The following is a 23545-nucleotide window of genomic DNA, read 5'->3' on the forward strand; positions in this document are numbered from 1 at the left end:
GGCGACACCTGCAATCGCTTGGAAGCCTTAAGCATAGCGCAAAACTTAGGACTTGGGTCGTAAAAGAGAACTTTAGCGCAAGCTGCGTGAACCTTCTGAACGCCATCAGGTCGCTGGCTAGCCGCCTCCTGCGGCCTTACCCCGATGCTGCAGGGAAGAAGTGACCTGCCCCCCTTTAGACGTGCCAATGTTCACTTAGCGAGTCCAAGGTTTTGGAGACTACTTGATCTCCGGTGATTGCCTTGCATCCCCAGCGCGCTGGCGATGCAAGGTAGCGAAGCTGGCCGGCGAGATACGCCCCAATGAACTGTGGGGCTGCACCTCGTTGTAATCGCGCCGACAGCGGGTTATCTCCGCCATCATTGCTCGTTCAAGCACTCGTCCCTGAACTTGCCGTTGGAGCTTTCGATGCAGGCGTTCTGGGTCGGGCATCGTTGAGCAGATGCCGAACGCCGCGTGCCGCTGTCCACGCCATGAAGGCCCGACTGGTGAACTCAAGCCCCTGATCGGTGCGGATGGCCAGCGGGTAGCCGCGGAACTGCGCTGCCTGGTCCAGCAAGCGCACGACATACTCGCCACCCATGCCGTGGTCCACCGCGATGTCCACACACTCGCAGCTGAAGTCATCGACCACCGTCAGGCACTTGATGCGCCGGCCGTTAGCCAGTGCGTCCATCACGAAGTCTGCGCTCCAGGTGACATTGACGTGCTGGCTGGCAGCCAAGGGCTGGCGCACGCCAGTAGGGCGTTTGACCTTGCGGCGCTTGCGCACCGACAGGTTGGTCAGCTTGTACAGGCGTCACACGCGTTTGTGGTTCGCCTGGTGGCCTTCAAGGCTAAACAGGTCGTGGATGGGCCGGTAGCCAAAGCGCAGACGCTCGTGCGCCAACTCGACGATGCGCGTGCTTAGGCTGGCCGTTGACTGGTTCATGCTAGCTGGTTCTAGACAACCCCGCATAGCGACAGGCGCGGCGCTCGCTGATGGACAGTCCCTGAACCATCCTGGCAGCGGCCTCGCGCCTGGCCTGCGGGGTCAGCGCTTTACCCCGAAGCCCACCTTCAGCGCTTCGATGTGCAGGTGGGCCTCGGCCAGCAGCTTCTTGAGCCCGGCGTTCTCGCTCTCGATCTCGCGTAGCCGCGTGGCCTCGCCGGCCTGCATGCCGCCGAACTTGGCGCGCCACTTGTAGAAGGTCGCTTCGCTGAAACCGCCAAGGCGACACAGTTCCTTGACAGGCATGCCGCCCTCGGCCTGCTTGAGAAAACCGATGATCTGTTCGTCGATGAATCTGCTCTTCTTCATGTCCGTTCTTCCTCTGAAAACGGACTCTACTAACCTTCGACTGGTGCGCCCTGTGGGGAGCAGGTCAAGGTCTGCCCGCAGGCTGGTGGGACAGATAAAGGTCCGTTTTTCGCTTTCATGGGACGGCATGGGCCCAGGCGGATTTTCTGGCTGTGCTCATCGCAATCCCCCGCGTTGCAGGTATATGGTCTGGCAGGGACATAACACGAGATCGCGACTGGAGATCACGCAGACAGGCAAGCCCACCCGCGCCGTCAGCTACGGCTGGACGTTCAAGTTGCGCCGTGTCATGTCCTGGCACATGTGGTTTTGAACTGCCCTGAGCGCTGTCGCGCCTAGTAATGGTGATGCGATTGCCTTTCTACTGGTTCTCCGGCGCGGCGAGCTAGCCACCCACACCCCGCAGCCTGGTCAACTCCGCTCCTGCCAAGATGCGGCACCGGTGCCAGTCTACGTCATCCCTCAGCCCTGCATAGCCCGCGGCGTCAGTGCCCAGCAAATGGTCGAGCGTAGGCGAAGATGTATCCGACGACATTCAAGAGTCGGCATGGCGTCGTCCCAGGAAGAACCAGTGCCGCGTCCCCTGCGTGCGCGGCCGGCGCATCAGCAAATAGGCCGCCGGAACCACAAACATCGACAGCAGCGGCGCGGTAATCATCCCGCCGACCATCGGTGCGGCGATGCGCTGCATCACCTCGGAGCCGGTGCCAGTACCCCACATGATCGGAAACAGGCCTGCCAGAATCACCGCCACCGTCATGGCCTTCGGGCGCACGCGCAGCACTGCGCCTTCGCGGATGGCGTCAAGCAGATCGGTGGCAGTCGTCTTGCCTTGCTCGACGCGATCGTTCCAGGCGGTTTTAAGGTACAGCAGCATGATCACGCCGAACTCCGCGGACACGCCCGCCAGTGCGATGAAACCGACCGCACCGGCAATCGACAGGTTGTAGCCCAGCAGGTACAGCAGCCAGATACCGCCCACCAAGGCAAAGGGCAGCGTCGCCATAATCAGCAGCGCCTCCCCGAAGGAGCCGAAGGTGAGGTACAACAGCACGAAGATGATCAGCAGCGTAAAGGGAACCACCACCTTGAGCTTGGCGGTAGCGCGTTCCAGGAACTCGAACTGACCCGACCAGGAGACGGAGTAGCCCGGCGGCAGTTTCACCTTCTGCGCTACGGCCTGCTGCATGTCCTGAACCGCGGAGCGCAGATCCCTGTCCCGGATGTCCACATACACCCAGCCAGAGAGCCGCGCGTTTTCGCTGCGCAGCATCGGTGGACCATCGGTGATCCTGACATCCGCGACATCCGTCAGCACCAGGCGCTGACCGCGTTCGGTGACGATCGGCAGTTCCCGAAGCCTTTCCACCGAATCTCGGATCTCGCGCGGGTAGCGCACATTGATCGGGAAACGCTGCAGCCCTTCCACCGTCTCGCCAATGTTCTCGCCGCCCACGGCGGAGCTGATCACTGATTGCACGTCGGCGATGTTCAAGCCGAAGCGGGCAGCATCGTCGCGCCGGATGTCCACGTCTACATAGCGCCCGCCGGTCAGACGCTCCGCGAGTGCACTCGACACGCCCGGCACATCCTTGAGCGTGCTCTCGATCTCACCGGTCAGCCGGTCGATCGTTGCCAGGTCCAAGCCAGCCACCTTCACGCCTACCGGACTTTTGATGCCGGTGGCCAGCATGTCGATGCGGTTGCGGATCGGTGGTACCCAAATGTTGGCCAGGCCTGGCACCTTCACGGTCCTGTCCAACTCCTCGATCAGTCGGTCGGTGGTCATGCCGGCGCGCCATTGCTCACGTGGTTTGAACTGAATGGTGGTCTCGAACATCTCCAGCGGCGCAGGATCGGTCGCTGATTCCGCTCGTCCGGCCTTGCCGTAGACACTCGCGACTTCCGGCACGGTCTTGATCAGGCGGTTGGTCTGCTGCAGTAGCTCGGAAGCCTTTCCCGCGGATAGGCCCGGCAAGGCGGAGGGCATATACAGCAGGTCACCTTCGTCGAGTCTTGGCATGAACTCGCCGCCGATGTGCTGCAGCGGCCACAGGCTGGCCACCAGCAGTACCCCCGCAGCGACCAGCGTCATTTTCGGCGCACGCAGCACCGCGTCCAGCAAGGGGCGGTAGACCGCGATCAGGAAGCGATTGAGGGGGTTGCGCTTTTCATCGGGGATGCGCCCGCGGATCAGGTAACCCATGAGCACGGGGATTAGCGTGACGGCCAGGCCGGCAGCAGCTGCCATCGAGTAGGTCTTCGTGAAAGCCAGCGGTGAGAACATCCGCCCCTCCTGGGCTTCCAGCGTGAACACCGGCACGAAGGACAGGGTGATGATCAGCAGCGAGAAAAACAGGGCCGGGCCCACCTCGGCCGCCGAATCACCGATCACGCGCCAACGCTGAGGCCCTTCAAGAAGCATCCCTGGGTTGTCATGGTTCCAGTGCTCAAGGTGCTTGTGTGCATTTTCGATCATCACCACCGCAGCATCCACCATGGCGCCGATGGCGATTGCGATGCCCCCCAGCGACATGATGTTCGCATTGACGCCTTGGTAGTGCATCACGATAAATGCGGCGAGCACCCCCAGCGGCAGTGAGACGATAGCCACCAATGCCGAGCGCAGGTGGAAGAGGAAAACGAAGCACACCACTGCCACAACTAGGAATTCTTCCAGCAGCTTGTGCGTAAGGTTCTCGACCGCGCGCTCGATAAGGTTCGAACGGTCGTAGGTGGGGACAATCTCAACGCCTTTGGGCAAGCTGGACTGCAGGTCTGCCAACTTCTTCTTAACCGCGTCAATGGTTTCCAGCGCGTTCTTCCCCGAACGCATCACAATCACGCCGCCCACAGCCTCGCCTTCGCCATCCAGCTCGCCAATGCCGCGCCGCATCTCCGGTCCGATCTGAATGCGCGCCACGTCGCCGAGGCGCACCGAGACGCCAGCCGGCGTGGTCACCAGTGGCACTTTGCGGAAGTCATCCAGAGTCTTCAGGTAGCCAGAAGCCCGCACCATGTACTCGGCCTCGCTCAATTCAAGCACCGCGCCGCCGGCCTCTTGGTTCGCACGCTGGATGGCTGTCACGACTTGGGTTTGCGGAATGTTGTAAGCCGCCAGCCTGTCGGGATCCAGCACCACTTGGTACTGGCGCACCATACCGCCGATGGTGGCGACTTCAGCCACGTTGGGAACGGTCTTCAATTCGTATTTCAGGAACCAGTCCTGGAGCGCGCGCAGTTGCGAAAGATCCTGCGTGCCGCTGCGGTCGATCAGCGCGTACTGGTAGATCCACCCCACCCCGGTCGCATCGGGCCCCAGTGAAGCCTTGGCCTGCGCGGGTAGCCGTGACTGCACCTGGTTGAGGTATTCCAGCACCCGCGAGCGCGCCCAATACAGGTCGGTGCCCTCCTCGAACAGCACGTAGACGAAGGAATCGCCGAAGAAGGAGTACCCCCGCACCGTCTTAGCGCCAGGCACCGACAGCATCGTGGTTGTGAGTGGGTAGGTAACTTGGTTCTCGACGATACGGGGCGCCTGTCCCGGATAAGTGGTGCGGATGATTACCTGCACGTCGGACAGATCGGGTAAGGCATCCAACGGAGCCCTGAGCGTTGCATAAACACCCCAGGCCCCGATCATCAAAGTCGCCAGCAGTACCAGGAAGCGGTTGACGATCGACCAGCGGATGATTCGCGCGATCATGGCTTGCTCCCCGGCACGACCGCGGTGGAAGCAGGCGCCACCGGTGTCACCTGCGTGAGTTGCGGCAGATCATCGGTATCGATATAGAACTCGAAGCGCGCACGATCACCGACCTTGATGCCGACCGGCACACCTGTCGGCGGAAGCTTGAATTCCATCGTCATCGCACCCCACTTCATCGTAGGGATAGGGCCATGCGCGAACGTCATCGCATCCTTGGTGATGCTCTCGACCTTGCCTTCACCCACATGCCGCGGCGTCGTTGCGGCAGGCTGCGCTGATGGCGCCGGAGCAGGTGCCTCTCCACCCGGACTTGCATTCAGGCGTGCCTCCACGCCACGCAGGCTTGCCTCCGAGTCGATCAGGAATTGCGACGACACGACCACCCGCTGGCCGGCCTGCAGGCCGCGTTTGATCTCGGTCTGGCCACCGCTCTCGATCCCGATCTCGACCTCGACCGGCCGGAACCGGCCATTGTCTTCGGAGAGCATCACGACCGTGCGTCGGCCCGTCTGTATGACGGCCTCGGTCGGAACCTGCAGCGACTTGCCGGCCTGTGATTCCGCGAAGCGCATCTGCACGAACATGCCAGGTACCAACCGGGCGCCGGGGTTCGCCAGTTCGAGCCGTGCCTTCAATGTGCGTGTGGTTGGATTCACGTCGGGCAGGATGGCCTGCACCTTTCCTTCAAAGGTGGTGCCTGGCACGGCAGGGCTGGTGGCCTGCACCTTGGCACCCGGGCGCAGCAGCGCGGCCTGGCTCTCGGGCACCTCTGCGTTGGCCCATACGGTGGACAAGCCATTGATCCGAAACAGCGTGGCGCCCGGTGCCACTGTCATGCCTTCGCGCACTGCCAGCTCAACCACCACACCACCGATCGGCGCAGCCACGGTGATGCGCGGCTGGGGTCGGCCGGTGCTCTCGACCAGGCGAATCTGCGCCTCGCTCATGCCAACCTGGCGCATGCGCTGGCGTGCACCGTCGATCAGCGCCGACATATCTGTACCTTGCATGCGCCGCACCGATAGAAATTCCTCCTGTGCGGCAATCCACTCCGGCACGTAAAAATCAGCCAGCGGCTGGCCCTTGCGCACCGGGTCCAGCGTGGCGCGCACGTACAGACGTTCGACGTAACCGGCGGCGCGCACCTGAACAATCACCTGGTCGCGCTCGTTGTAGGTGATGCTGCCCACCGCCGACACCTGCGGCGACAGCGCGCCTTCGGTCGCTATTGCGGTACGCACGCCGAGGTTCTGCTGGATGCGAGGGCTGACCGTGACACCGCCAGCGTCTGCCTCACCGCCCGCGTAGACCGGAGACATCATCATGTCCATGAAGGGCGACTTGCCCGGCTTGTCGAACTTGCTCGCCGGCACCATGGGGTCGTGGTAGTACAGAATCTTCTTGCCGTTGGCGGGATCGGTGTCGCCGGCCTTCAACCCCGCAGCAAGGTGACGGCGTGTGGCATCCTCGCCCGATTCATTGGCGGGCGCGGAAGCCGCTGCGGAAGAAGAGGTCGCGGGAGCCGCGGTAGCGCCGCGGGCGCTGCCACGCTGGACACCGAGTGCGTACAGGCCATAGCCCGCTGCAGCGAGCGCGACGGCGCTAAGGAAGATGGATGCAGAGAGTTTGGGTTTCATGAAAATATCTCGTGCTCAAGGCTGGACGGCCGCCGCCGCATCGCGCCGGACTGGGATGAGGAAATTGAGCTGCGCCCACAGCCGCACAGCGTTCATGGCGAGTTGCAATTGGCCCATGCGGGTATCGATATACGCGCGACGCGCGTCGAGCACGGATGACAGGGTGCCGCTTCCGCCACGATAGGCCGTCAGAGCGGCAAGCTTGCGCTGCTCTGCAAGAGGCACTAGCGTGTCCTCATAGCGCTGTACTCGTTCGCGTTCGCCTTGCCACTCTTGCAGCGTCGCACGGACGGTCGCGGCGTACTCGCGCTCCAAGTCTTCTCGCTGGTAACCTGCCTGCTCTGCCTGGGCGATCTTGGCCGCCAATTCGCGGTCCTGCCGATGGGCTTGATCCCACTGCAGCGGAATGGAAACCGTGAACGACACCATGTCGGAATAGCCCGGGCCACGCCGGCCGTACATCAACTCCGTGCTCCAGTCGGCGCGTTTCGCGGTACGGGCAATTTCCACTTCGGCTCGGGCTATGTCCTCCTGACGGCTTGCCAGCTCGATCTGCGGATAGCGACTCAGTGTGCTTGGTAGAGTCTGTGCGTCCAACGGAACCGCATTGATGTTCGGTGCTGCGCCCAAAGGTTGGAATGCCTCAGAGCCGATCCAGCGCGCAAGTTGTGTCGTGGCCGTGGCGATTTGGCGCTGCACCTGCGCGATGCGGTCCTCCGCCAGGGCCACCCCAGAGCGTGCAGCGAAGACATCGGCCTGCGCACCGCGTCCGCCACGATACGACGCTTCGGCAGCGTCAACCAGCAGCCGAGCTTCCTCGCGCTGAGTAAGCAGCAGTGCCAGCGCTTGCTCTTGGTAGTAACGGTCAAGCCAAGCCGCGGCGGTGTCGCGCTGCAGGTTCGCCAGCGCCAATGTGCGCCGGGCCTGGGCGGCATCGGCCTCGCGTTCGAAGCGCGCGCTGCGGGCCTGCAACTTGTCGCTGCGGGTCCACTCCTGCATCAGGCCGATTTGGCGCATGGTCATGCCATCCCTGGAGAGGCTGAAGCGCTCCGATCCGCTCAGTGGTACGTTGCTGACCCCTGCTTTGAGCACAGGGTCAGGACGCTGGCCTGCGGCCACCGCGGACTGGCGCGCGGCATCCGCGGCCGCATCCTCCGCAGGAAGTTGACCTGAGCGCTGCTCGGCCAACCGGAGGGCGTCGTCCAGGCTCAGTGGCGCGGCATGCGCCTGCCAGCCGACGGCGACAAGAAGCATCGCGACGGCGATGCGAAGACGAAAAACAGGCATGAAATCTCCTGACAAGCCAAAGGGCGCGTGCACAATCAAATGTGCGGGCGCGAGAAGGCACCCGAGGCCCGGCTCAATGCGGACTTCGGGCTGGAAGTATCAGGAGATCAAATGCGAAACACGCAGTGCAGGATGGCGTGCGGCGGCGATGTGGCCAGCAGGTCGGGCGGAGACGAATGTAGTGATTGGACGTTGCCGCGGGCTGCTTCACCCATCGGCACCAAGTACAGCACGTCCGTTGCTGGTGCCATCACGGGTGGAGGCGACACCGTATTGTTATTCTGCTGGCCAAACTTGCAGTGCTCAGCGCAGAGATTGGCTGCGGCCTGATCCATCTGATCGCACCCGGATGGCATAGCCCGGGCGTCATTCGCCATCGCGACTACTTTAGGGTCATCACTCGCGCTGCCCATCGACAGGCTGGGGCAGGCATAGCTGGCCACAGCCAATTGCGCAAACAAGAACATGCCGATCAGCACGCGGCAGATCAGTCGGTTCAGAGCGCGAGTCAAGATCATGGCGGAATTTTAGGATTAAAGCGAAAACACGAGAAGCTGACGTAATTTAAAACAACGGCAATAAAGGCTTGGTTCAAGGAAATGAATGAGCTGCACCAGCGGCAAGATTACCTTTTTCCATTCAGGCGCAACGCATTGAAGATCACAGATACTGAACTCAAACTCATGGCCAGCGCCGCGATCATGGGGGATAGTAGCCATCCGGTAAACGGGTAAAGGACACCGGCGGCGATTGGCACACCAATGCCGTTATAGACAAAAGCGAACATCAGATTCTGTCGCATGTTGCGCACGGTGTCGATGGAAATTTCGCGCGAGATCGCGATACCGCGTAGGTCACCCTTGATCAGGGTGATTTGCCCGCTATTCATGGCGACATCAGTGCCCGTCCCCATGGCTACGCCCACGTCAGCTTTAGCGAGCGCAGGGGCATCGTTGATACCGTCCCCCGCCATAGCGACAACACGGCCTTCTTTCTGGAGCCGCTCCACCAGTGCCAGCTTATCTGCAGGCTTGACCTCGCCATGAACTTCGTCGATATCCAACTTGGATCCAACCGCCTTGGCCGTGGTGAGACCATCTCCAGTAGCCATCACAACACGCAAGCCGCTGGCGTGAAGGGCCTTGATGGCATCAGGAGTGCTGGCCTTGATCGGGTCCGTTACCGCGAGCATGCCTGCGAACCGGCCATCGACGGCCAGGTGCATGATGCTGGCGCCTTCGTCCCGAAGACGCTCGCCGTTGGACCGCAAGCTCGCTACGTTCACGCCTTCCTGTTCCATCAGTGCCGTATTGCCCAGCGCGAGTCGCCGCCCTTCCACAGTGCCGCGAACGCCAATGCCGCTGCCGGAGTCGAAATCCATCGGTTTGGCAAGTGTCAGTCCCTTGGTTCGCGCCGCCCTGACGATGGCATCCGCCAGGGGGTGCTCGCTGCCTTGATCCAAGCTTGCCGCCAGCTTCAGCACTTCATCCGGGGTGAATCCAGGGGCGGCGATGGCCGTGTCGAAAGCGGGCTTGCCTTCCGTGAGCGTGCCGGTCTTGTCCACGATCAAGGTGTCCACTTCGCGCATCTTCTCGATCGCACCGGCGTCACGGAACAACACGCCTTGCTTCGCAGCGCGTCCGGTGGCTACCATCACCGACATAGGGGTGGCCAATCCCAGCGCACAGGGGCAAGCGATGATCAGCACGGCCACCGCATTGATTAGCCCGAACACCCAACTGGGTTCTGGCCCGAACAATCCCCAAATCAACAGTGTGGCAACGGCGATTAGTACCACCACCATGACGAATTTTCCCGCCACCACGTCCGCCATGCGTTGCATGGGCGCCTTTGAGCGCTGGGCGGAGGCCACCATCTGCACGATCTGGGACAGCATGGTGGCTGCCCCAACTTTCTCGGAGCGCATCACCAGCGCGCCATTCGTGTTGAGCGTGGCCCCGATCAGCCTGTCACCGACGCGCTTGGTGACAGGCACGGGCTCTCCGGTCAGCATCGACTCGTCAACCGAACTGTGGCCCTCGGTCACGACGCCATCAACAGGCACTTTTTCGCCAGGACGCACGCGTAACAAGTCACCCACGTGTACATGATTGAGTGATATATCCTCTTCGCTACCGTCAGCATTGATGCGCCGTGCATTCTTGGGCGCCAGGCTGAGAAGAGATTTGATGGCTGCCGATGTCTGAGAACGTGCCTTTAACTCAATGATCTGACCTACCATGGTCAGTGAGATGATGACTACCGCCGCCTCAAAGTACACCGCCACCCGACCCATTGAGACGAATGAATCGGGGAACACACCCGGCGCCACAGTGGCCACTACGCTGTAGATGAAGGCCGCACCCGACCCCAGGCTGATCAAAGTCCACATGTTCGGACGGCGGTGGATGATCGATTGCCAGCCTCGCACGAAAAAGGGCCAACCAGTCCAGAAAATTACAGGCAATGACAACCACAACTCAATCCAGCTTTGCGTAGCCATGCTGGACCAGCCCAGACGATGGCCGAACATTGCTAGATCGACAACGATCAACGTGAGTGGCAGAGTCCACCAAAAGCGCCGCTGAAAATCTCTCAGCTCGTGGCTGTCATCCTCTTCGAGCGGAATGATGGGCTCCAGCGTCATGCCGCATTTGGGGCAGTTGCCAGGATGGTCCTGGCGCACCTCCGGGTGCATGGGGCAGGTGTAGATGGTGCCACCCGGCTCAGTGGCAGATTCTGGCTGCGCATGGCTTGCCTGGTGATGTCCATAGGCGTCATCGTTACCATGAACAGGCTTACCCTGGTCTTCCGGCACCAGATGCATCCGGCACTTCGAGCAACGGCCGGGGTGATCCTGGCGGATTTCGGGATGCATCGGGCACACGTAGTACGTGCCGGCGCTTGAAGTTTCCTTCTGGTTCCCTGCTTGCGCTGCCGAGTGGTGCGGATGATGATTCATACTATATCCCTGGACTATTGGTTCATTCACATCGTTGAATGTTGCGATGGACCCTCAGATTCGGTACGAGCCCGTGGGAGAGTAACTGGGCCGGGTTGCACATCGAGACTTGGATGTGCTGGCTCACTGAGAGCTCAAGCGAGCTTTGATTCGCTCCATTTGATTGATTTCCGCACGCTGCGCTTCAGTGATGCTATGGCACAGCTTGGACAGTTCAGGATCCTTCAGTTCTGCCTCGCGGCACATCAGAATGGCACCGGAATGATGGGGAATCATCGAGTCGATGAACTGTCGATCATTGATGAGCGCCTGGGCTCGAGTGGCGGTGAAAGACCCAATCGTCAGAACGACGAACAGAGCGTAGAGCGCTCTGTTCAGCACCTTCCTGGGATACATGCCGGGCATTGTTGCCAACATGAAGACACCCATCGGTGCCCACATCGTGACGGCCATGTAAAGCATGTTGAGGTTGTTATGGTAGTCGCGCAAGCCATCGATCATGGTAAACATCGCGACGTACATGACCGCCAGACCAAGCACCATATTGATCCAGAACATCAAATAAGGCCGGGCAGTATGGGCGCCTTGCTCATGGTGGTGTTCCATTTCTAATCTCCAGTGTCGCTTCAAAGGCCACCGTCGTGGGTTTGGCTTGGAAGCCAAAGATCTATCTCCCTCTCTCCTGTACATTGCGAATAATCGGTCTGAACCCTTATTCGCGCCCAGTTATTACTTCCCGCGTTGGGGGCCGCTCCTTGCCCATGGTGAGGATATGGAAGGAGCGTCCTGGACGAGCACGATATTACTGGGCAGGCTTAATGTCAGTGACAAGCATCTTTCCGCCTTCGTTGATGACAATGAACTTCACTTTGTCGCCCGGCTTCAGGTTATTCAGCAAACTCTTTTCCTTAACGGGAAAGACCATGGTCATTCCAGGCATATCCAGATTCTTGATATCGCCGTGTTTGATGGTGACCTTGCCATTGTCCAGGTCAATCTTCTTGATTTCACCGTCGGTCAGCGAGTCTTGCTGAGACGCTTCCGCTTTGGTCGATGCAGGGTTGACCTGAGCGAAACCGCTCATGGGGAACGCCACACCCAAGGCGATGGCGGAAATGGACAGAAGTTGCTTGAAGTTGTTCATGATTACCTCACGTATGTAAACTTGAAAATCTCCGCTGATCCATTTTTTCACTCAGCGGCATCTCGGGAGCCATTGCAGGCCTCAGCTAGTTCTGATTACCTCGGCCTATGAGGTTTTTCTATTATTTTTTGCCAACCTGAACCACACCCTTCATGCCAGCCTCGTAGTGGCCGGGCATGAGGCAGGCGAAATTCACGGCTCCAGCCTTGGTGAACTGCCAGACGATCTCACCTTGTTTGCCGGGTTGCAGCGTTGTCTTGCTGGGTTCATCGTGCTCCATGTCGGGGAACTTCTTCATCTGTTCCAGATGCTCCAATAGTTCCTTTTCAGTCCCCAGGCTGAGTTCGTGCTTAACTTGCCCAGCATTCTTGACAATGAAACGCACGGTTTCGCCCTGCTTGACCTGAATGTTCGACGGCGTGAATCGCATGTTGTCGCTCATCTCGATAGTGACGGTGCGGCTCGCCTTGGCTGCAATGCCTGGCTTGCCAATGGCGGTTTCTCCGCCATCTTCATGGCCGTGGCCGCCAGCGTGGTTTCCACTGGCAAACGCCGTGCCCGATGTGACAAGCGCCGCCATAGCCAAGAATTGAGAAACAGTGGACCAGGTGAACTTCATGGATGATCTCCTTTTGAAAAATGGGTGAAAGACTTAATGCTCGCCGTGCGACGTCGGCTTGCGAACATTGACTTCTGTAGGTGTCGCCGAATTGCGTGCGCGCGGCATGGACTGCCCACCCTCGGCACTGAAACGCGAGGGCTCGGCCAGATTTCCGTCGAACTTGCGCGCCACCGTGCCCGCGGGATGCTTGAACCAGCCAGGGTCTTTGTAGTCCCCGGGCTTCTGGTCGCGGCGCACCTTGAGCACACTGAACATGCCGCCCATCTCCACCGAGCCGAAGGGCCCCTGGCCTGCCATCATCGGCAGGGTGTTGTCCGGAATCGGCATTTCCATCTCCGCCATGTCCGCCATGCCCCGCTCACCCATTGCCATGTAGTCAGGGATGAGGCTGTTGATCTTCTTGGCGATGCCACTGTGGTCCACGCCGAGAAGGGTTGGATTGTTGTGGCCCATGGCATTCATGGTGTGGTGGCTCTTGTGGCAGTGGAAGGCCCAGTCGCCTTCCTCGTCAGCCACGAACTCGATCTGGCGCATTTGTCCCACAGCCACATCGGTGGTTACTTCGTACCAGCGTGAACTCTTGGGCGTGGGTCCGCCGTCGGTGCCCGTGACCAAGAACTCATGCCCATGCAGGTGCATGGGGTGATTGGTCATGGTCAGATTGCCGATACGCACGCGCACCTTGTCATTGAGGCGGACATTCAAGGAATCGATGCCCGGAAAAACGCGGCTGTTCCACGTCCACAGATTGAAGTCCGTCATTTCTGCAACTTTGGGTGTTGCAGCTCCTGGTTCGATGTCATAGCTACTCAGCAGGAAGCAGAAGTCCCGCTGTACCTCGTCGATCAGAGGATGCTTGGCCTTCGGGTGTGTCACCCAGAAGCCCATCATGCCCATGGCCATCTGCACCATCTCGTCCGCATGCGGGTGGTACATGAAGGTGCCGGGGCGGCGTGCCACGAACTCATAGACGAAGGTCTCGCCCGGTTGGATGGCCGGCTGCGTAAGGCCCGAGACGCCATCCATGCCATTGGGCAACCGCTGGCCATGCCAATGGATACTGGTGTGCTCAGGCAGTTTGTTGGTGACGAAGATGCGCACGCGGTCGCCCTCGACTACCTCGATGGTCGGGCCAGGGCTTTGGCCGTTGTAGCCCCACAGATGAGCCTTCATGCCGGGCGCCATCTCTCGCACTACCGGCTCGGCCACCAAATGGAACTCCTTGACGCCCTGGTTCATGCGCCACGGCAGGGTCCAGCCATTGAGCGTGACCACAGGGTTATACGGTCGCCCCGAATTCGGAACCAGCGGCGCCATGGTGTTCGGACTGGACTGGATCACCGGTTCTGGCAAGGCCGCCATGGCCACCCGGCTTACCGCGCTGGCAGCTACCGCACCGCCGGCAATGCCGGCTGCTTTGAAAAAATCTCGTCTGGATGTCATGAAAATTTTCTCTGTATCAATGGCCGGCACCAGCGCCGGTCGAGGAGCCAGGCACGCTGGCGGCGCCGGATAGGCTGGTACTGGTCGGGCGCCCGATGACCGATGCCTGCAAGGCGGCGTCGGCCAGCCAGAACTGCTGCTGCGCGTCCATGGCGGCCTGCACGGCGCTGACCTGGTCACGGGCATCAGCCAGCAACTCGAATGTGCTGATGAACATGCCGTTGTACAGCAGTTGGTTCTCTTCTGCGATCACCTTGCGCAGAGGCACGACCTCATCACGATAGTGGCGGGCCACGTCGTAGGCGGTGCGATAGGCGGAGTAGCTTTCGCGCAGGCTGGAGCCCGCGGATCGCACCGTGGCTTCAAGCTGGTTGGCTGCCGCCAGGGTGCGGGCATTCATCGCCGAGCGTTGCATGCCTCCCCAATCAAAGACGGGCAGACGTACCGCGATCTCCCAGCCCCGCGCGGTGGAGCGGGTGCCCTCGGCATTGTCGAACGTGGTATTGCGCCGCCCTGTGAGTTCGATATCGGTGAAACTGGTCACCATCGTCAATCCCTGAGCCCTGGCTGCCGATTCCATGCTCGCCTGCGCCAAGCGGATATCCAGACGGGCCTTGGTGGCCTGCGAGCCGACCGCCTGCGGCTCCAGCGGCTGTTTCGGCAGATCTGGCAAGCGTTCGGGAAGCTTGAGCGCGCTCGCCTGCTCCTCGTCAAGCCCCAGCAAACGAACCAGCTCTTCACGGCTGGAGATAACTTGGTGCTGTGCCGTGCTTAACCGGGTAGCCGCGTCAGCGTAAAAAGCTTGCTCACGTGCGCGAGCGATGCGGTTGAAGTTTCCAACAGCCTGCATGCGTTTGGCCAACTCCGCCCCGGCCTCTGCACTGGCATAAACCTGCTTTGCATAGTTGAGCGATTGCTGCGCGACGACAGCCCGTACCCACGCTTGGCGCACTTGGGTAACTTGATCCACGACGTCGCTGGTCAGGCGCAACTGAGATTGTTCTATCAGCCGTGTGGCGACGCCGTACCGAGAAGGCAAGGTCAACAGATCCAAGAGGCCAAAGGACAGCGCGCGCGCCAATTCCAGCTCAGGGCCTGCCCTCATGCGCTCAAAGCTGAAGATGGGATTGGCAATGCGACCCACTTGCGCCACATCGGCGGACTCCGCCCAACCCTGGGCCAGCAAGGCTTGCAGCGAAGCGCTGTTTACCAGAGCCAGCTGGACGGCCTCTTGCTGGCCCAAGGGCTGTGCCAGCAGAGCTTGAGCAGTATTTGCGCGTTGATTGCGCTCATCTTGGGTCCGTGCCAAGGCGAGCTTGCCGCCTGTGAAACTGCCCGCTTCTTCATTGACGCGATTTGAGCCCTGATCGGAACTGACGCTGGCACAGCCAGTCAGCACGGCAAGACCCAATGCGGACAACGCTAATTTGGTTTCGGTTGAACGCAAACGCATCATGGCTTGCCTCCCCCCTGATGGCCTGCGTGCGGATCGTTAGGGGTTGTCTCATCATTGGGGGAAGCCGGAACGCCTGTCCTGATTTCCTTAGCATAGGCTCGCCAGCCCCCAATCCGCCCTACACGTTCGTTGGCTTTGCGCCAGGATTGCACCGGCTGATCCTCATAGGCCTGGTATGCACCTATGGCGGACGTGTACTGAAGCCTTGACGGCAACGCAGCTTCGGACGGCTCAGTGTTCGCTGGAGCTTGTGCAAAAGCTGCGCCTGCAATGAGCGCCAGAACGCACGGCAACAGAGACTTAAATGACGGTAACTGGTGAGAAATGATCATGGTCTCCTCTTTAAGAATCCCTGATCTCATGAAGGTGAGGATCAAGATAGAAAGATTCTGGAGAGTACACCCTGACGCTCAGATGTGCTGAACATTACATTTTTATTATCTTCATGACAGAGCGCTTCAAACTCGGCAAAATCTTGCGAAAGCAACGGAGCGTACAAGTGAAGATACTGATCGTCGAAGACGAAGCAAAAACCGGGGAATACTTGCGCCAGGGGCTGAACGAGGCCGGCTACATCTGTGACCTCATCTCCGATGGCGCCGACGGACTGCACATGGCTTTGCATGGGCTGTACGACCTCGTGATCCTGGACGTGATGCTGCCGGGATTGAACGGTTGGCAGGTGCTGCAATCCCTGCGCGAGCGAGGGCTGGAAATGCCCGTGCTATTCCTGACCGCCCGCGATCAAGTAGAAGATAGAGTCAAGGGGCTGGAACTGGGGGCCGACGACTATCTCGTCAAGCCGTTCTCGTTTGCCGAATTGCTGGCACGGGTGCGCATTATTCTTCGGCGCGGCCACGCCGGAAGCGAGCGCACTACGCTTCTGGTGGCCGACCTGGAGTTGGATTTGCTACGCCGCCGAGTATCGCGCAATGGCAGGCGGGTCGATCTGACGGCCAAGGAGTTCGGCCTGCTGGAGTTGCTGATGCGCCGCCACGGCGAGGTGCTGCCACGGTCCTTGATTGCGTCGCAGGTGTGGGATATGAACTTCGACAGTGACACCAATGTCATCGAAGTCGCCGTGCGCCGGTTGCGAGTGAAGATCGATGAAGGCCATCCGGTCAAACTCCTCCAGACAGTGCGCGGCATGGGCTACGTGCTGGAAGTGCCGGAGGAGGAATAGATGCGGCGGCCGTCACATCCCGGAAGACTTCCACTGACCCGGCGCCTGACCATCTTTTTTACCGTAATCGCGGCAGCGGTGGTACTGGGGCTTGGGGGGCTATTCCTGGTGGAGACCGAGCGGCATTTTGTGGAGCTGGATCGGATGGCGCTGCAAGACAAGCGGCACTTGATTGAAGATATTCTTCGCAATGCCAGCTCGGAGGACGATGCTCGTCAGCGCTTGAGCGAATCACTGAACTACCACCATGATCTTCAGGTTCTGGTGAAGAACAGGCAGGGAGAGATAGTCTTTCAATCTGCAGAATCCGATCCACAGGTGCAGCGCGGGAACGTTTTACACACCGATAGCCAAGGCGATTTCGGGGTTTGGCACAACAAGGACGCTGAGTTCCACACTTTTAGTTTTGATGCGGCGCCTGTCTATGCTGCAACTGCCTGGCGTATTCTCATTGCGGCGAACACCAAGCACCACCGTCAATTCCTAGATGGGCTGCGCAACAGTCTTGTGCTCTATGTGATTACGGCCATCGGTGTGTGCGGACTGCTGTCGTGGATTGCCGCGCGCCAGGGCCTGGCCCCCTTGCATGAGATGAAGTCGCGCGCAGCGGCTGTCACGGGGCAGCGGCTTACCGAACGCATGCCCGTGGAAGCCGTGCCTGTTGAAATGGCAGATCTGGCACAAGAACTCAACCGCATGCTGGATCGGCTGCAGGATGACTTCCAACGCTTGACTGATTTTTCGTCGGACTTGGCGCATGAGCTGCGCACCCCCATCAGCAATCTGTTGACCCAGACTCAGGTGGCGCTGGCCACCAAGCGGAATGCCGCCACCTATCAGGACATCTTGGCGTCCAATGCCGAGGAGTTTCAACGCTTGGCGCGCATGGTGTCCGACATGCTATTTTTGGCCAAGACCGAGCGGGGAGTCGACCTTCCCCACAAGGAGCGATTTTCCGCGCGGCAGGAGGCGCAGGCACTGCTGGAGTTCTATGAGGCCGTAGCCGATGAAAAGCATATCCAGTTCAAGCTAAACGGCGATGGCAGCATCAATGGCGATCGCTTGATGTTTCGGCGTGCTTTAAGCAATTTGCTGTCCAACGCTCTACGTTATACACCTGATCAGGGCGACGTTACGATCACCATTTCTAAGACTGCTTCATTTATTACGGTTGCAGTGGAAAACACGGGGCCGGACATCGATCCGAAAGTCCTGACCCGGTTGTTCGACCGCTTCTACCGCGCCGACCCTTCCAGGACTCACCCTGAGACCGATGGCAGCGGGCTGGGCTTGGCTATCACCCGTGCGATCATCGAGGCGCATGGCGGGAGCGCCGCCGTAACATCGGCCCGCGGGCGAACGCGTTTCGCTCTGAAGTTTCCTTGGCAAGGCGTGGATTCATGATGGGCCCTGTGGACTGATCATGATTGAGTCGAGGTCCATCTATCCGCAGCATAGGGAATTGGTGGAAGCCAATCTTCGACATTCACCCATGATCTAATCGGCGCCCTCTCGCGGATGCCGGTCAATCATCTCAGGCGTATAGCCGGCTTCCTGAATGGCTTCGGCAAACTCAGCCTCAGTCGCAGCACCAGAAATCTGTACCAGCCGATCATGAAGATTAATCTCAATTTGGGCCTTGTCATCGACTGTGACGAGCGCCTGTTTAATACGGCCAGCGCAATTGCCGCATGTCATATCGGCTACATGAAAAATTGCCATCACATGATCCTTTTAAGTTTGTGAAAGAAGTTTCAACCCTGACACGATGGCAATGTCAAGCGATTTCGCCCATCCGTATGTCAGTCAGTCGGATCGGCACATTTGATTGCACCCGTTATCGCCACGGCAAGCGCATAAGAAGCTGACAGAAAAATCACCGCGCAGTCGCAGTTCTGTTGGGCAAAGTTTTCTACTATGAACACATCTCCCCAACGCCTGACCAGGCCATCGGGAGATGCAAGTTTCATCTACCTCTACAAGGAGCTACACCATGACCCAACGTCGTCTCTCTCTCTCTTCCATGTTCGCTGCAGCCGCCGCCGTGGCCGTATTGGGTCTGCCGGGCTTGGCTTCCGCAGCATACGAACATCCCGCAAACAACGAAAAAGGAATAGTTGTTCACCAGGAACATTTCAAGAGCGATAAGACTCGCGAACAAGTCCGTGCCGAAACAGAAGCTGCAATGCGACAAGGCCGGTTGTCATACGGTGAAAGCAACTACCCACGGCCCGCGTCGGCAACCCCATCAGGCAAATCCCGCCAGCAGGTCATTGATGAAATGCTGAATGAGTCCCCTGCAGAGCGCGAGGCTCGACGCATTCTGTACACAGCAGGATGATTGCGGAGTTGCGCTCGCTATCAATCTAAGCATAGCCTTCATTGCCGCCCGTAAGTCGCGCATTGTCGCTGTCAGGGCATCTTGTCGGCGGAGGAGGCTCGCCTCTGGCGGGCCATCTGCTAGAGTGCCTAACTCTACTTCCATAGAGGGCCTTCAGACCGGTTATGCTCGCGGCCCTCATAGCACGGCGGCCCGTAAGCAAAGAACTCTGGCGACAGCCACAACCCCTGATCCCAGCCTTCGTGCCTTCTGCCAAAGGCGGTGCGCACCAGCTCGCAGCCAGCAATGAAGCAGGCTTAACGGCATCATGTTCATACTGCCAAAACGCATTGCATGTGAAGAGCTTGCCCAATCTCTTTTTGTACAGTCGCGGTATGACTTGCTGGAGGCGCCTGCGCGACTGGAATACTTCTGGCGTCGGGGAGCAGTTACACCAAGCAATGCTAACTCGCCTGCAAGCACATGACCTGATTGATTGGAGTCGGGCCAGCATTGATGGCTCCTCGGTACCAAGCCCCCGAGGGGCCAGGAAATGTGATGTTGCCCCCGTATTCCCGGCCCCGCCCTAGTCGCAATAAAGCGCCTGGTCAGCCCCTGCAGCCTGTTGCCGCCTGAACTCCCGAGGCGAAAGCATTTTCAGCGAAGAATGCGGATGGACCTCGTTGAAGTGCTCGAAGGCCGCTGGCAGTAGCGCCAGTACCGTCTGCGCGTCACTCAGGTCCATGCGCGCCACATAGTCGCCCTTGAATGTGTTGACGAAGCTCTCGGCCGTGCCGTTGCTCTGCGGGCTACAGACGGGCGTGTTGATGGGCTTCAGGCCCAGCGCGCGTGCCAGTGCCCTCGTTTCGGCTGCGATGTAGGCGCCGCCGTTGTCACTGATGAACTCCAATTCCTGGCCCTGCGGGACCGCTTCGACCGAGCCGAATCGGCGTTCGACGGCCTCGATGAGCATCTCGCGTACCGGCTCACCTGGCAGCCCCTTGCCCTCCCATGCACGCCAAGCCATCACCTCACGGTCGCAGCAATCCTTGGTGAAGGTGGCCGTCACGGTCTGACCTGAATTGCACTTGATTTCCAGACCATCGGAGCACCATCGAAGGTCGCTGCGCGAGACCGCAACACGGCCCTCATGCGTGGGTGCGGACTGGCGCCGGCGAGGCGCCTTGGGCAGCAGCAGAGCGGCTTGTGCCATGACGCGATAGACGCGTTTGGCATTGACCCTCGGGGCGCCCCGTGCCGCACGCTGACGGTTCACCAAGGCACAGGCACGTCGGTAGCCATAGCTGGGCAAGTCGGCAATTTCCTGGCGCAGTTCGGCGAGCAGCCCGGCATCGTCGCTGGGTGTGCGATGGCTGCGGCCATCGGTCCAGTCTTCACCGCGCCCAAGCGGGTCGCGCACATGCGAGCGCGCCAGCCCCATCGTCCGGCAAACCGTCTTCACTGGTCGTCCCCGGGCAACAAAGGCGAGCGCGCAATCCACTTTTTTTCTGCGGCGTACTCCACGGCTTCTTTGAGGATTTCGTTCTCCAAGGTTTTCTTGCCGAGCACGCGCTGCAGCTTGGCGATTTCCGCGCGGGCAGCCGCCAGTTCGGATGCGGGCACGACTGCCTCGCCAGCGGAGACGGCGGTCAAAGCCCCCTGGCGTTCGAGCTTGCGCCACTGGAACAGCAGTCCAGCCGAAACGCCTTCCTGCCGAGCGACCAATGACACGCTCATGCCTGGTTCGTAGGTTCGGCGCACCAGCGCCGCCTTCTCTGCGAGAGACCAGCGCCTGCGGCGCTGGTCCTTCACGACTACCTCGATTGACTCCGTATGCCTAGTCATATGCACAGTCCTGTTCCTATCTTCAAAGATAAGCGATAGGACGGGGCCGGGGAATCAGGGGGCTATCTCATTCCAGGGATTGCAGATTTGCGCATGAACACCTTGTGGCCCGCTGGTGGAGTCTCGCACAGGAAGCGAGGCACCACGGTGCACATCATTTCGACATCCTGTGCTTCGGGTTGTGCGGCCTCCAAGGCAATTTCAGTGAGCTAGATTTTTGCCGCGAAGACTTCTCGCAAGACCGAGAGCCGAGGTGCCACATGTGGCCCATGAGGACGCAAGCCGGGTCAGGCTTCAGAGAGGCCCGGCATATGATGAAGTCGCCTAAGTTATTGATAGACCTGCGGTGGCTGGCTTCGGCGTAGCCCAGAGAGATGCGGCATTAGTGTCATCGTTAAAAAGCCCCCTCACTGCATTTCAGTGCGGGGGCTTTTGACTGACTCAGCTTATCGCTGACCAGCAGGCTCTCTGTAACCAGTTCCGCTATGCGGTGCAGGTCGACGAGCATATGCCGACGGACCATGGCCACGAGCAGCCGGTGCGGCTGCTTGACGCGGCTGAGCGTAGCCTTGCGAGGCGGCGCCCGCCCGTTGTGCATCCACAGGACGTTGCTGCTGAGCGCCCTGACGGACCTCTTGCTGCGACACATGCTGCGGAGCTTGACGTGGCTGCTCCTGCTGTTGCTGGTCTTCAGGCCAGGATTCGTCCTGGTAGAAGCCTTCGCCCTGTGGTGCATGCTCACGAGGAGCATTCTCACCTGCAGGTGCAGCAGCATCAGAATCAGCGTTGCGCTTGTACACCGACTCCCCATCGACCGAAATCGAATAGATGAGAATCAGGCGTCCTTTGATGAGCGCGGCCATTTCCTTCTGCCCTGTAGGGCGTCCGGTTTGCTGGTCGCGCACATCGCGCTCGTAGACATGAGGATAGGTGTCTGCGATGCGGAAGGTCACAGTGACCTTGCGACGTTCGTCAACACTTTGCTTCATACTATCGATCAAGCCGATGGCTTCTTCCCCGCTTACACGGAGGTCGAAGTAGGTCGTGTCGGAAGAATCAGAGCTCCCACGCAACGCACTGATGGCGCATGCGAGGAAAGGCTCAGACTTGCGGCCACGGCCTTGCGGCGTAACCCAGCGGACACGGCTCAGATAGCCGACACCGCTGGTGTGCAGGTTGAAATACTCGCGTTGTGCGTTCGATGCTTGCATGGTGATCTCCAAAGTTTCCAGAATGTGGAAAGGGAGCGCAGATGCATGCACCGGACCGCGAGGTCTGGATGGGGCAGCTGGTCCCCATCCGGGTTGCGAAAAATGCTCTACATGGTCCTTGGGAGACCATGCTGTGACTAGAAAGAGCTCAGTCACTGTGGGCCTTGCGGCGATTCACGAAAAGAAGGCTAACAGAACATTTTCATTAAGTCAAACGCGGTTGACGGTTTCCTGCCGCCGAGCCTTGTCCTGTTCCAGCAAGTCCGTGATCCGCAAGATCAATGCTGCATGCTTCTGTTTAAGAGATGAGAGCTTTTCCTGAAAGTTGCTCCACGCTCTATCCAGTTGCTCGGCTATTGGCTCATCTCGGTGAACAATGCTATCAGCCATATATTCCAGGCATTCTTTATGGCAATCACTATAAAGATATAAGAAGCCCAGTCTGTCGTCACTGTACCAAGCGATCTTATAAGGGGTTGTTAAACTCAAAAGTGCGATGTGCTCGCCAACGGTATTAAGCTTAGCAAAGAAACTATCCGCCACAGCTTTCTCCACCTCTGCACGGCGCTTAGCTTTACGCTGCTCATCTTCCAGCCGGAGCTTCGCAGTTTTTCTCAGAACTTGAGCGCCATTTTCCAATACAGCGATTGCCTCAAAAACAGCCTTGGATTCGTCAGCATCTAACACAAGCTCGCCGTTGTGAAAATTTCGCAGTCCGCCAACCAAACGCATGATGGTAGTTGCCTGCATCTTCGTCGCGCTACTGTTCTTGGTTATCAGCCCCTTGGCCAATTCTTCAGCTTTGATCATTTTATTCCCCAAGTTCAAAGGAAAGTACACAGTAAAAATCCCATCACCAAGCGCATGCTCGATGATGGGATTCGTTTGAAGCCAAAAGGCTTAGCGGTCGGTTCCAGTAGGCCGATGAGCCATTGGAAGGCAGATCACGTTATCGCCTTTCGGCTTAAAAGGTGCAGTTTTTTCAGCTTGTTTCACAGTTGTTTCAGCACGAGCTTTTTGGATTTCTTGTCGCACAAGGCGGTAGAAATCACGCAAGAGTCGCACTGACCAGGTCACGCACTTGGCTACCTTGCGGCGCCGCTCTGCGTACTTCTGACCTGCTTCGTAAGCTCTTTCCCGGATCTGCTCTGCTCGACGCAGCGTTTCCCAGGCCTTGGTGTAGACACCCAGGTACTGCATCTTCAGATCGGGATGCTCTTCGAGCAGGCCAATCAAAATATCAGCGACCAGGGGATCTTGAACCCGTGAAACCATATCTGACAGATGCTTGGCGTCCCACTGGGAGGCGCTGACAAAAGCGGATGTGGCTTGTTGGGGTTTACGCGTGGAGGAGGACATGTCGTTGCTTTCAAGTGAAGGACAACGACCCCCAGCTGGGACTCGTTGGTCCCGGTGGGAAGGTGAA

Annotated in this window: 18 protein-coding genes and 3 pseudogenes; 4 read left to right on the top strand and 17 right to left on the bottom strand. The window is 59.3% G+C overall.

Annotation, left to right across the window (positions count from 1 at the left end; all coding sequences use genetic code 11):
- Positions 1-219: 219 nt before the first annotated feature.
- The 12 genes and pseudogenes from GRX31_RS16180 to GRX31_RS16230 all read right to left on the bottom strand — a co-directional run bounded on the left by GRX31_RS16180 (position 220) and on the right by GRX31_RS16230 (position 15560).
- A pseudogene (locus GRX31_RS16180) lies at positions 220-1300 on the bottom strand (IS3 family transposase).
- A gap of 156 nt (positions 1301-1456) precedes the next feature.
- Positions 1457-1826: pseudogene (locus tag GRX31_RS31180) on the bottom strand (TrbI/VirB10 family protein); the annotation flags it as partial.
- Between the two features lie 9 nt (positions 1827-1835).
- Positions 1836-5006, bottom strand: coding sequence for an efflux RND transporter permease subunit (locus GRX31_RS16185; protein WP_160853636.1), 3171 nt, complete (start codon positions 5004-5006; stop codon positions 1836-1838).
- Positions 5003-6646 carry an efflux RND transporter periplasmic adaptor subunit gene (locus GRX31_RS16190; protein ID WP_160853638.1) on the bottom strand — a complete coding sequence of 548 codons (1644 nt, stop codon included), beginning with the start codon at positions 6644-6646 and terminating at the stop codon, positions 5003-5005. The genes GRX31_RS16185 and GRX31_RS16190 overlap by 4 nt, the downstream gene beginning before the upstream one ends.
- Positions 6647-6661: 15 nt before the next feature.
- Complete coding sequence (locus GRX31_RS16195; protein ID WP_160853640.1) at positions 6662-7933, bottom strand: TolC family protein; 1272 nt, start codon at positions 7931-7933, stop codon at positions 6662-6664.
- A 107-nt stretch (positions 7934-8040) separates the two neighbouring features.
- Entirely contained in the window at positions 8041-8451 is a 411-nt protein-coding gene (locus tag GRX31_RS16200) for a hypothetical protein (protein WP_160853642.1), read from the bottom strand.
- Between the two features lie 107 nt (positions 8452-8558).
- Positions 8559-10895 (bottom strand): copper-transporting P-type ATPase, encoded by a 2337-nt coding sequence (locus tag GRX31_RS16205; RefSeq protein WP_160853644.1) that lies wholly within the window; start codon positions 10893-10895, stop codon positions 8559-8561.
- A 123-nt stretch (positions 10896-11018) separates the two neighbouring features.
- The gene (locus GRX31_RS16210) at positions 11019-11501 is read right to left on the bottom strand and encodes a DUF305 domain-containing protein (protein ID WP_160853646.1); all 483 of its coding nucleotides are present in this window, start codon (positions 11499-11501) and stop codon (positions 11019-11021) included.
- Positions 11502-11697: 196 nt separating this feature from the next.
- Positions 11698-12039, bottom strand: a complete 342-nt coding sequence (locus tag GRX31_RS16215; protein WP_160853648.1) for a copper-binding protein — start codon at positions 12037-12039, stop codon at positions 11698-11700.
- A gap of 121 nt (positions 12040-12160) precedes the next feature.
- Entirely contained in the window at positions 12161-12658 is a 498-nt protein-coding gene (locus GRX31_RS16220) for a cupredoxin domain-containing protein (protein WP_160853650.1), read from the bottom strand.
- Positions 12659-12691: 33 nt separating this feature from the next.
- The gene (locus tag GRX31_RS16225; RefSeq protein WP_160853652.1) at positions 12692-14104 is read right to left on the bottom strand and encodes a multicopper oxidase family protein; all 1413 of its coding nucleotides are present in this window, start codon (positions 14102-14104) and stop codon (positions 12692-12694) included.
- A gap of 16 nt (positions 14105-14120) precedes the next feature.
- Positions 14121-15560 (bottom strand): TolC family protein, encoded by a 1440-nt coding sequence (locus tag GRX31_RS16230; protein WP_160853654.1) that lies wholly within the window; start codon positions 15558-15560, stop codon positions 14121-14123.
- Between the two features lie 499 nt (positions 15561-16059).
- Between GRX31_RS16230 and GRX31_RS16235 the strand changes: the two genes are divergently transcribed.
- Together GRX31_RS16235 and GRX31_RS16240 are read left to right on the top strand one after the other, a co-directional pair.
- Complete coding sequence (locus GRX31_RS16235) at positions 16060-16743, top strand: heavy metal response regulator transcription factor (RefSeq protein ID WP_160853656.1); 684 nt, start codon at positions 16060-16062, stop codon at positions 16741-16743.
- Positions 16744-18147, top strand: a complete 1404-nt coding sequence (locus GRX31_RS16240; RefSeq protein WP_160853658.1) for a heavy metal sensor histidine kinase — start codon at positions 16744-16746, stop codon at positions 18145-18147.
- Positions 18148-18240: 93 nt separating this feature from the next.
- Here GRX31_RS16240 and GRX31_RS16245 read toward each other — a convergent pair whose 3' ends face one another.
- Positions 18241-18465, bottom strand: coding sequence for a heavy-metal-associated domain-containing protein (locus tag GRX31_RS16245; RefSeq protein ID WP_160853660.1), 225 nt, complete (start codon positions 18463-18465; stop codon positions 18241-18243).
- A 271-nt stretch (positions 18466-18736) separates the two neighbouring features.
- Here GRX31_RS16245 and GRX31_RS16250 point away from each other — a divergent pair, with 271 nt between their 5' ends.
- Positions 18737-19084, top strand: a complete 348-nt coding sequence (locus GRX31_RS16250) for a DUF4148 domain-containing protein (protein WP_160853662.1) — start codon at positions 18737-18739, stop codon at positions 19082-19084.
- A gap of 164 nt (positions 19085-19248) precedes the next feature.
- A pseudogene (locus GRX31_RS30855) lies at positions 19249-19632 on the top strand (transposase); the annotation flags it as partial.
- A gap of 17 nt (positions 19633-19649) precedes the next feature.
- Here GRX31_RS30855 and GRX31_RS16255 read toward each other — a convergent pair.
- From GRX31_RS16255 to GRX31_RS16270, 4 genes are all read right to left on the bottom strand, one after another.
- A protein-coding gene (locus GRX31_RS16255; protein ID WP_237426699.1) for an IS3 family transposase occupies positions 19650-20908 on the bottom strand; the annotation gives its coding sequence in 2 pieces (ribosomal slippage) (positions 19650-20578 and positions 20578-20908; 1260 coding nt in all).
- A gap of 446 nt (positions 20909-21354) precedes the next feature.
- On the bottom strand, positions 21355-22119 hold the full coding sequence (locus tag GRX31_RS16260) for a DUF3577 domain-containing protein (protein WP_160853666.1): 765 nt from the start codon (positions 22117-22119) through the stop codon (positions 21355-21357).
- Between the two features lie 210 nt (positions 22120-22329).
- Positions 22330-22929 (bottom strand): hypothetical protein, encoded by a 600-nt coding sequence (locus GRX31_RS16265; RefSeq protein WP_160853668.1) that lies wholly within the window; start codon positions 22927-22929, stop codon positions 22330-22332.
- A 90-nt stretch (positions 22930-23019) separates the two neighbouring features.
- Positions 23020-23478, bottom strand: a complete 459-nt coding sequence (locus tag GRX31_RS16270) for a hypothetical protein (protein WP_160853670.1) — start codon at positions 23476-23478, stop codon at positions 23020-23022.
- Positions 23479-23545 lie beyond the last annotated feature (67 nt).

The organism is Delftia sp. CH05 (genome assembly GCF_009827015.1).
GTDB classification, from domain to species: Bacteria; Pseudomonadota; Gammaproteobacteria; order Burkholderiales; family Burkholderiaceae_C; genus Comamonas; species Comamonas tsuruhatensis.

What these genes read in the sequence shown, in the direction of transcription:
- GRX31_RS16185 (WP_160853636.1), bottom strand. Translation starts at nt 5,006, where the DNA reads ATGATCGCGCGAATCATCCGCTGGTCGATCGTCAACCGCTTCCTGGTA.
- GRX31_RS16190 (WP_160853638.1), bottom strand. Translation starts at nt 6,646, where the DNA reads ATGAAACCCAAACTCTCTGCATCCATCTTCCTTAGCGCCGTCGCGCTC.
- GRX31_RS16195 (WP_160853640.1), bottom strand. Translation starts at nt 7,933, where the DNA reads ATGCCTGTTTTTCGTCTTCGCATCGCCGTCGCGATGCTTCTTGTCGCC.
- GRX31_RS16200 (WP_160853642.1), bottom strand. Translation starts at nt 8,451, where the DNA reads ATGATCTTGACTCGCGCTCTGAACCGACTGATCTGCCGCGTGCTGATC.
- GRX31_RS16205 (WP_160853644.1), bottom strand. Translation starts at nt 10,895, where the DNA reads ATGAATCATCATCCGCACCACTCGGCAGCGCAAGCAGGGAACCAGAAG.
- GRX31_RS16210 (WP_160853646.1), bottom strand. Translation starts at nt 11,501, where the DNA reads ATGGAACACCACCATGAGCAAGGCGCCCATACTGCCCGGCCTTATTTG.
- GRX31_RS16215 (WP_160853648.1), bottom strand. Translation starts at nt 12,039, where the DNA reads ATGAACAACTTCAAGCAACTTCTGTCCATTTCCGCCATCGCCTTGGGT.
- GRX31_RS16220 (WP_160853650.1), bottom strand. Translation starts at nt 12,658, where the DNA reads ATGAAGTTCACCTGGTCCACTGTTTCTCAATTCTTGGCTATGGCGGCG.
- GRX31_RS16225 (WP_160853652.1), bottom strand. Translation starts at nt 14,104, where the DNA reads ATGACATCCAGACGAGATTTTTTCAAAGCAGCCGGCATTGCCGGCGGT.
- GRX31_RS16230 (WP_160853654.1), bottom strand. Translation starts at nt 15,560, where the DNA reads ATGATGCGTTTGCGTTCAACCGAAACCAAATTAGCGTTGTCCGCATTG.
- GRX31_RS16240 (WP_160853658.1), top strand. Translation starts at nt 16,744, where the DNA reads ATGCGGCGGCCGTCACATCCCGGAAGACTTCCACTGACCCGGCGCCTG.
- GRX31_RS16245 (WP_160853660.1), bottom strand. Translation starts at nt 18,465, where the DNA reads ATGGCAATTTTTCATGTAGCCGATATGACATGCGGCAATTGCGCTGGC.
- GRX31_RS16250 (WP_160853662.1), top strand. Translation starts at nt 18,737, where the DNA reads ATGACCCAACGTCGTCTCTCTCTCTCTTCCATGTTCGCTGCAGCCGCC.
- GRX31_RS16260 (WP_160853666.1), bottom strand. Translation starts at nt 22,119, where the DNA reads ATGCAAGCATCGAACGCACAACGCGAGTATTTCAACCTGCACACCAGC.
- GRX31_RS16265 (WP_160853668.1), bottom strand. Translation starts at nt 22,929, where the DNA reads ATGATCAAAGCTGAAGAATTGGCCAAGGGGCTGATAACCAAGAACAGT.
- GRX31_RS16270 (WP_160853670.1), bottom strand. Translation starts at nt 23,478, where the DNA reads ATGTCCTCCTCCACGCGTAAACCCCAACAAGCCACATCCGCTTTTGTC.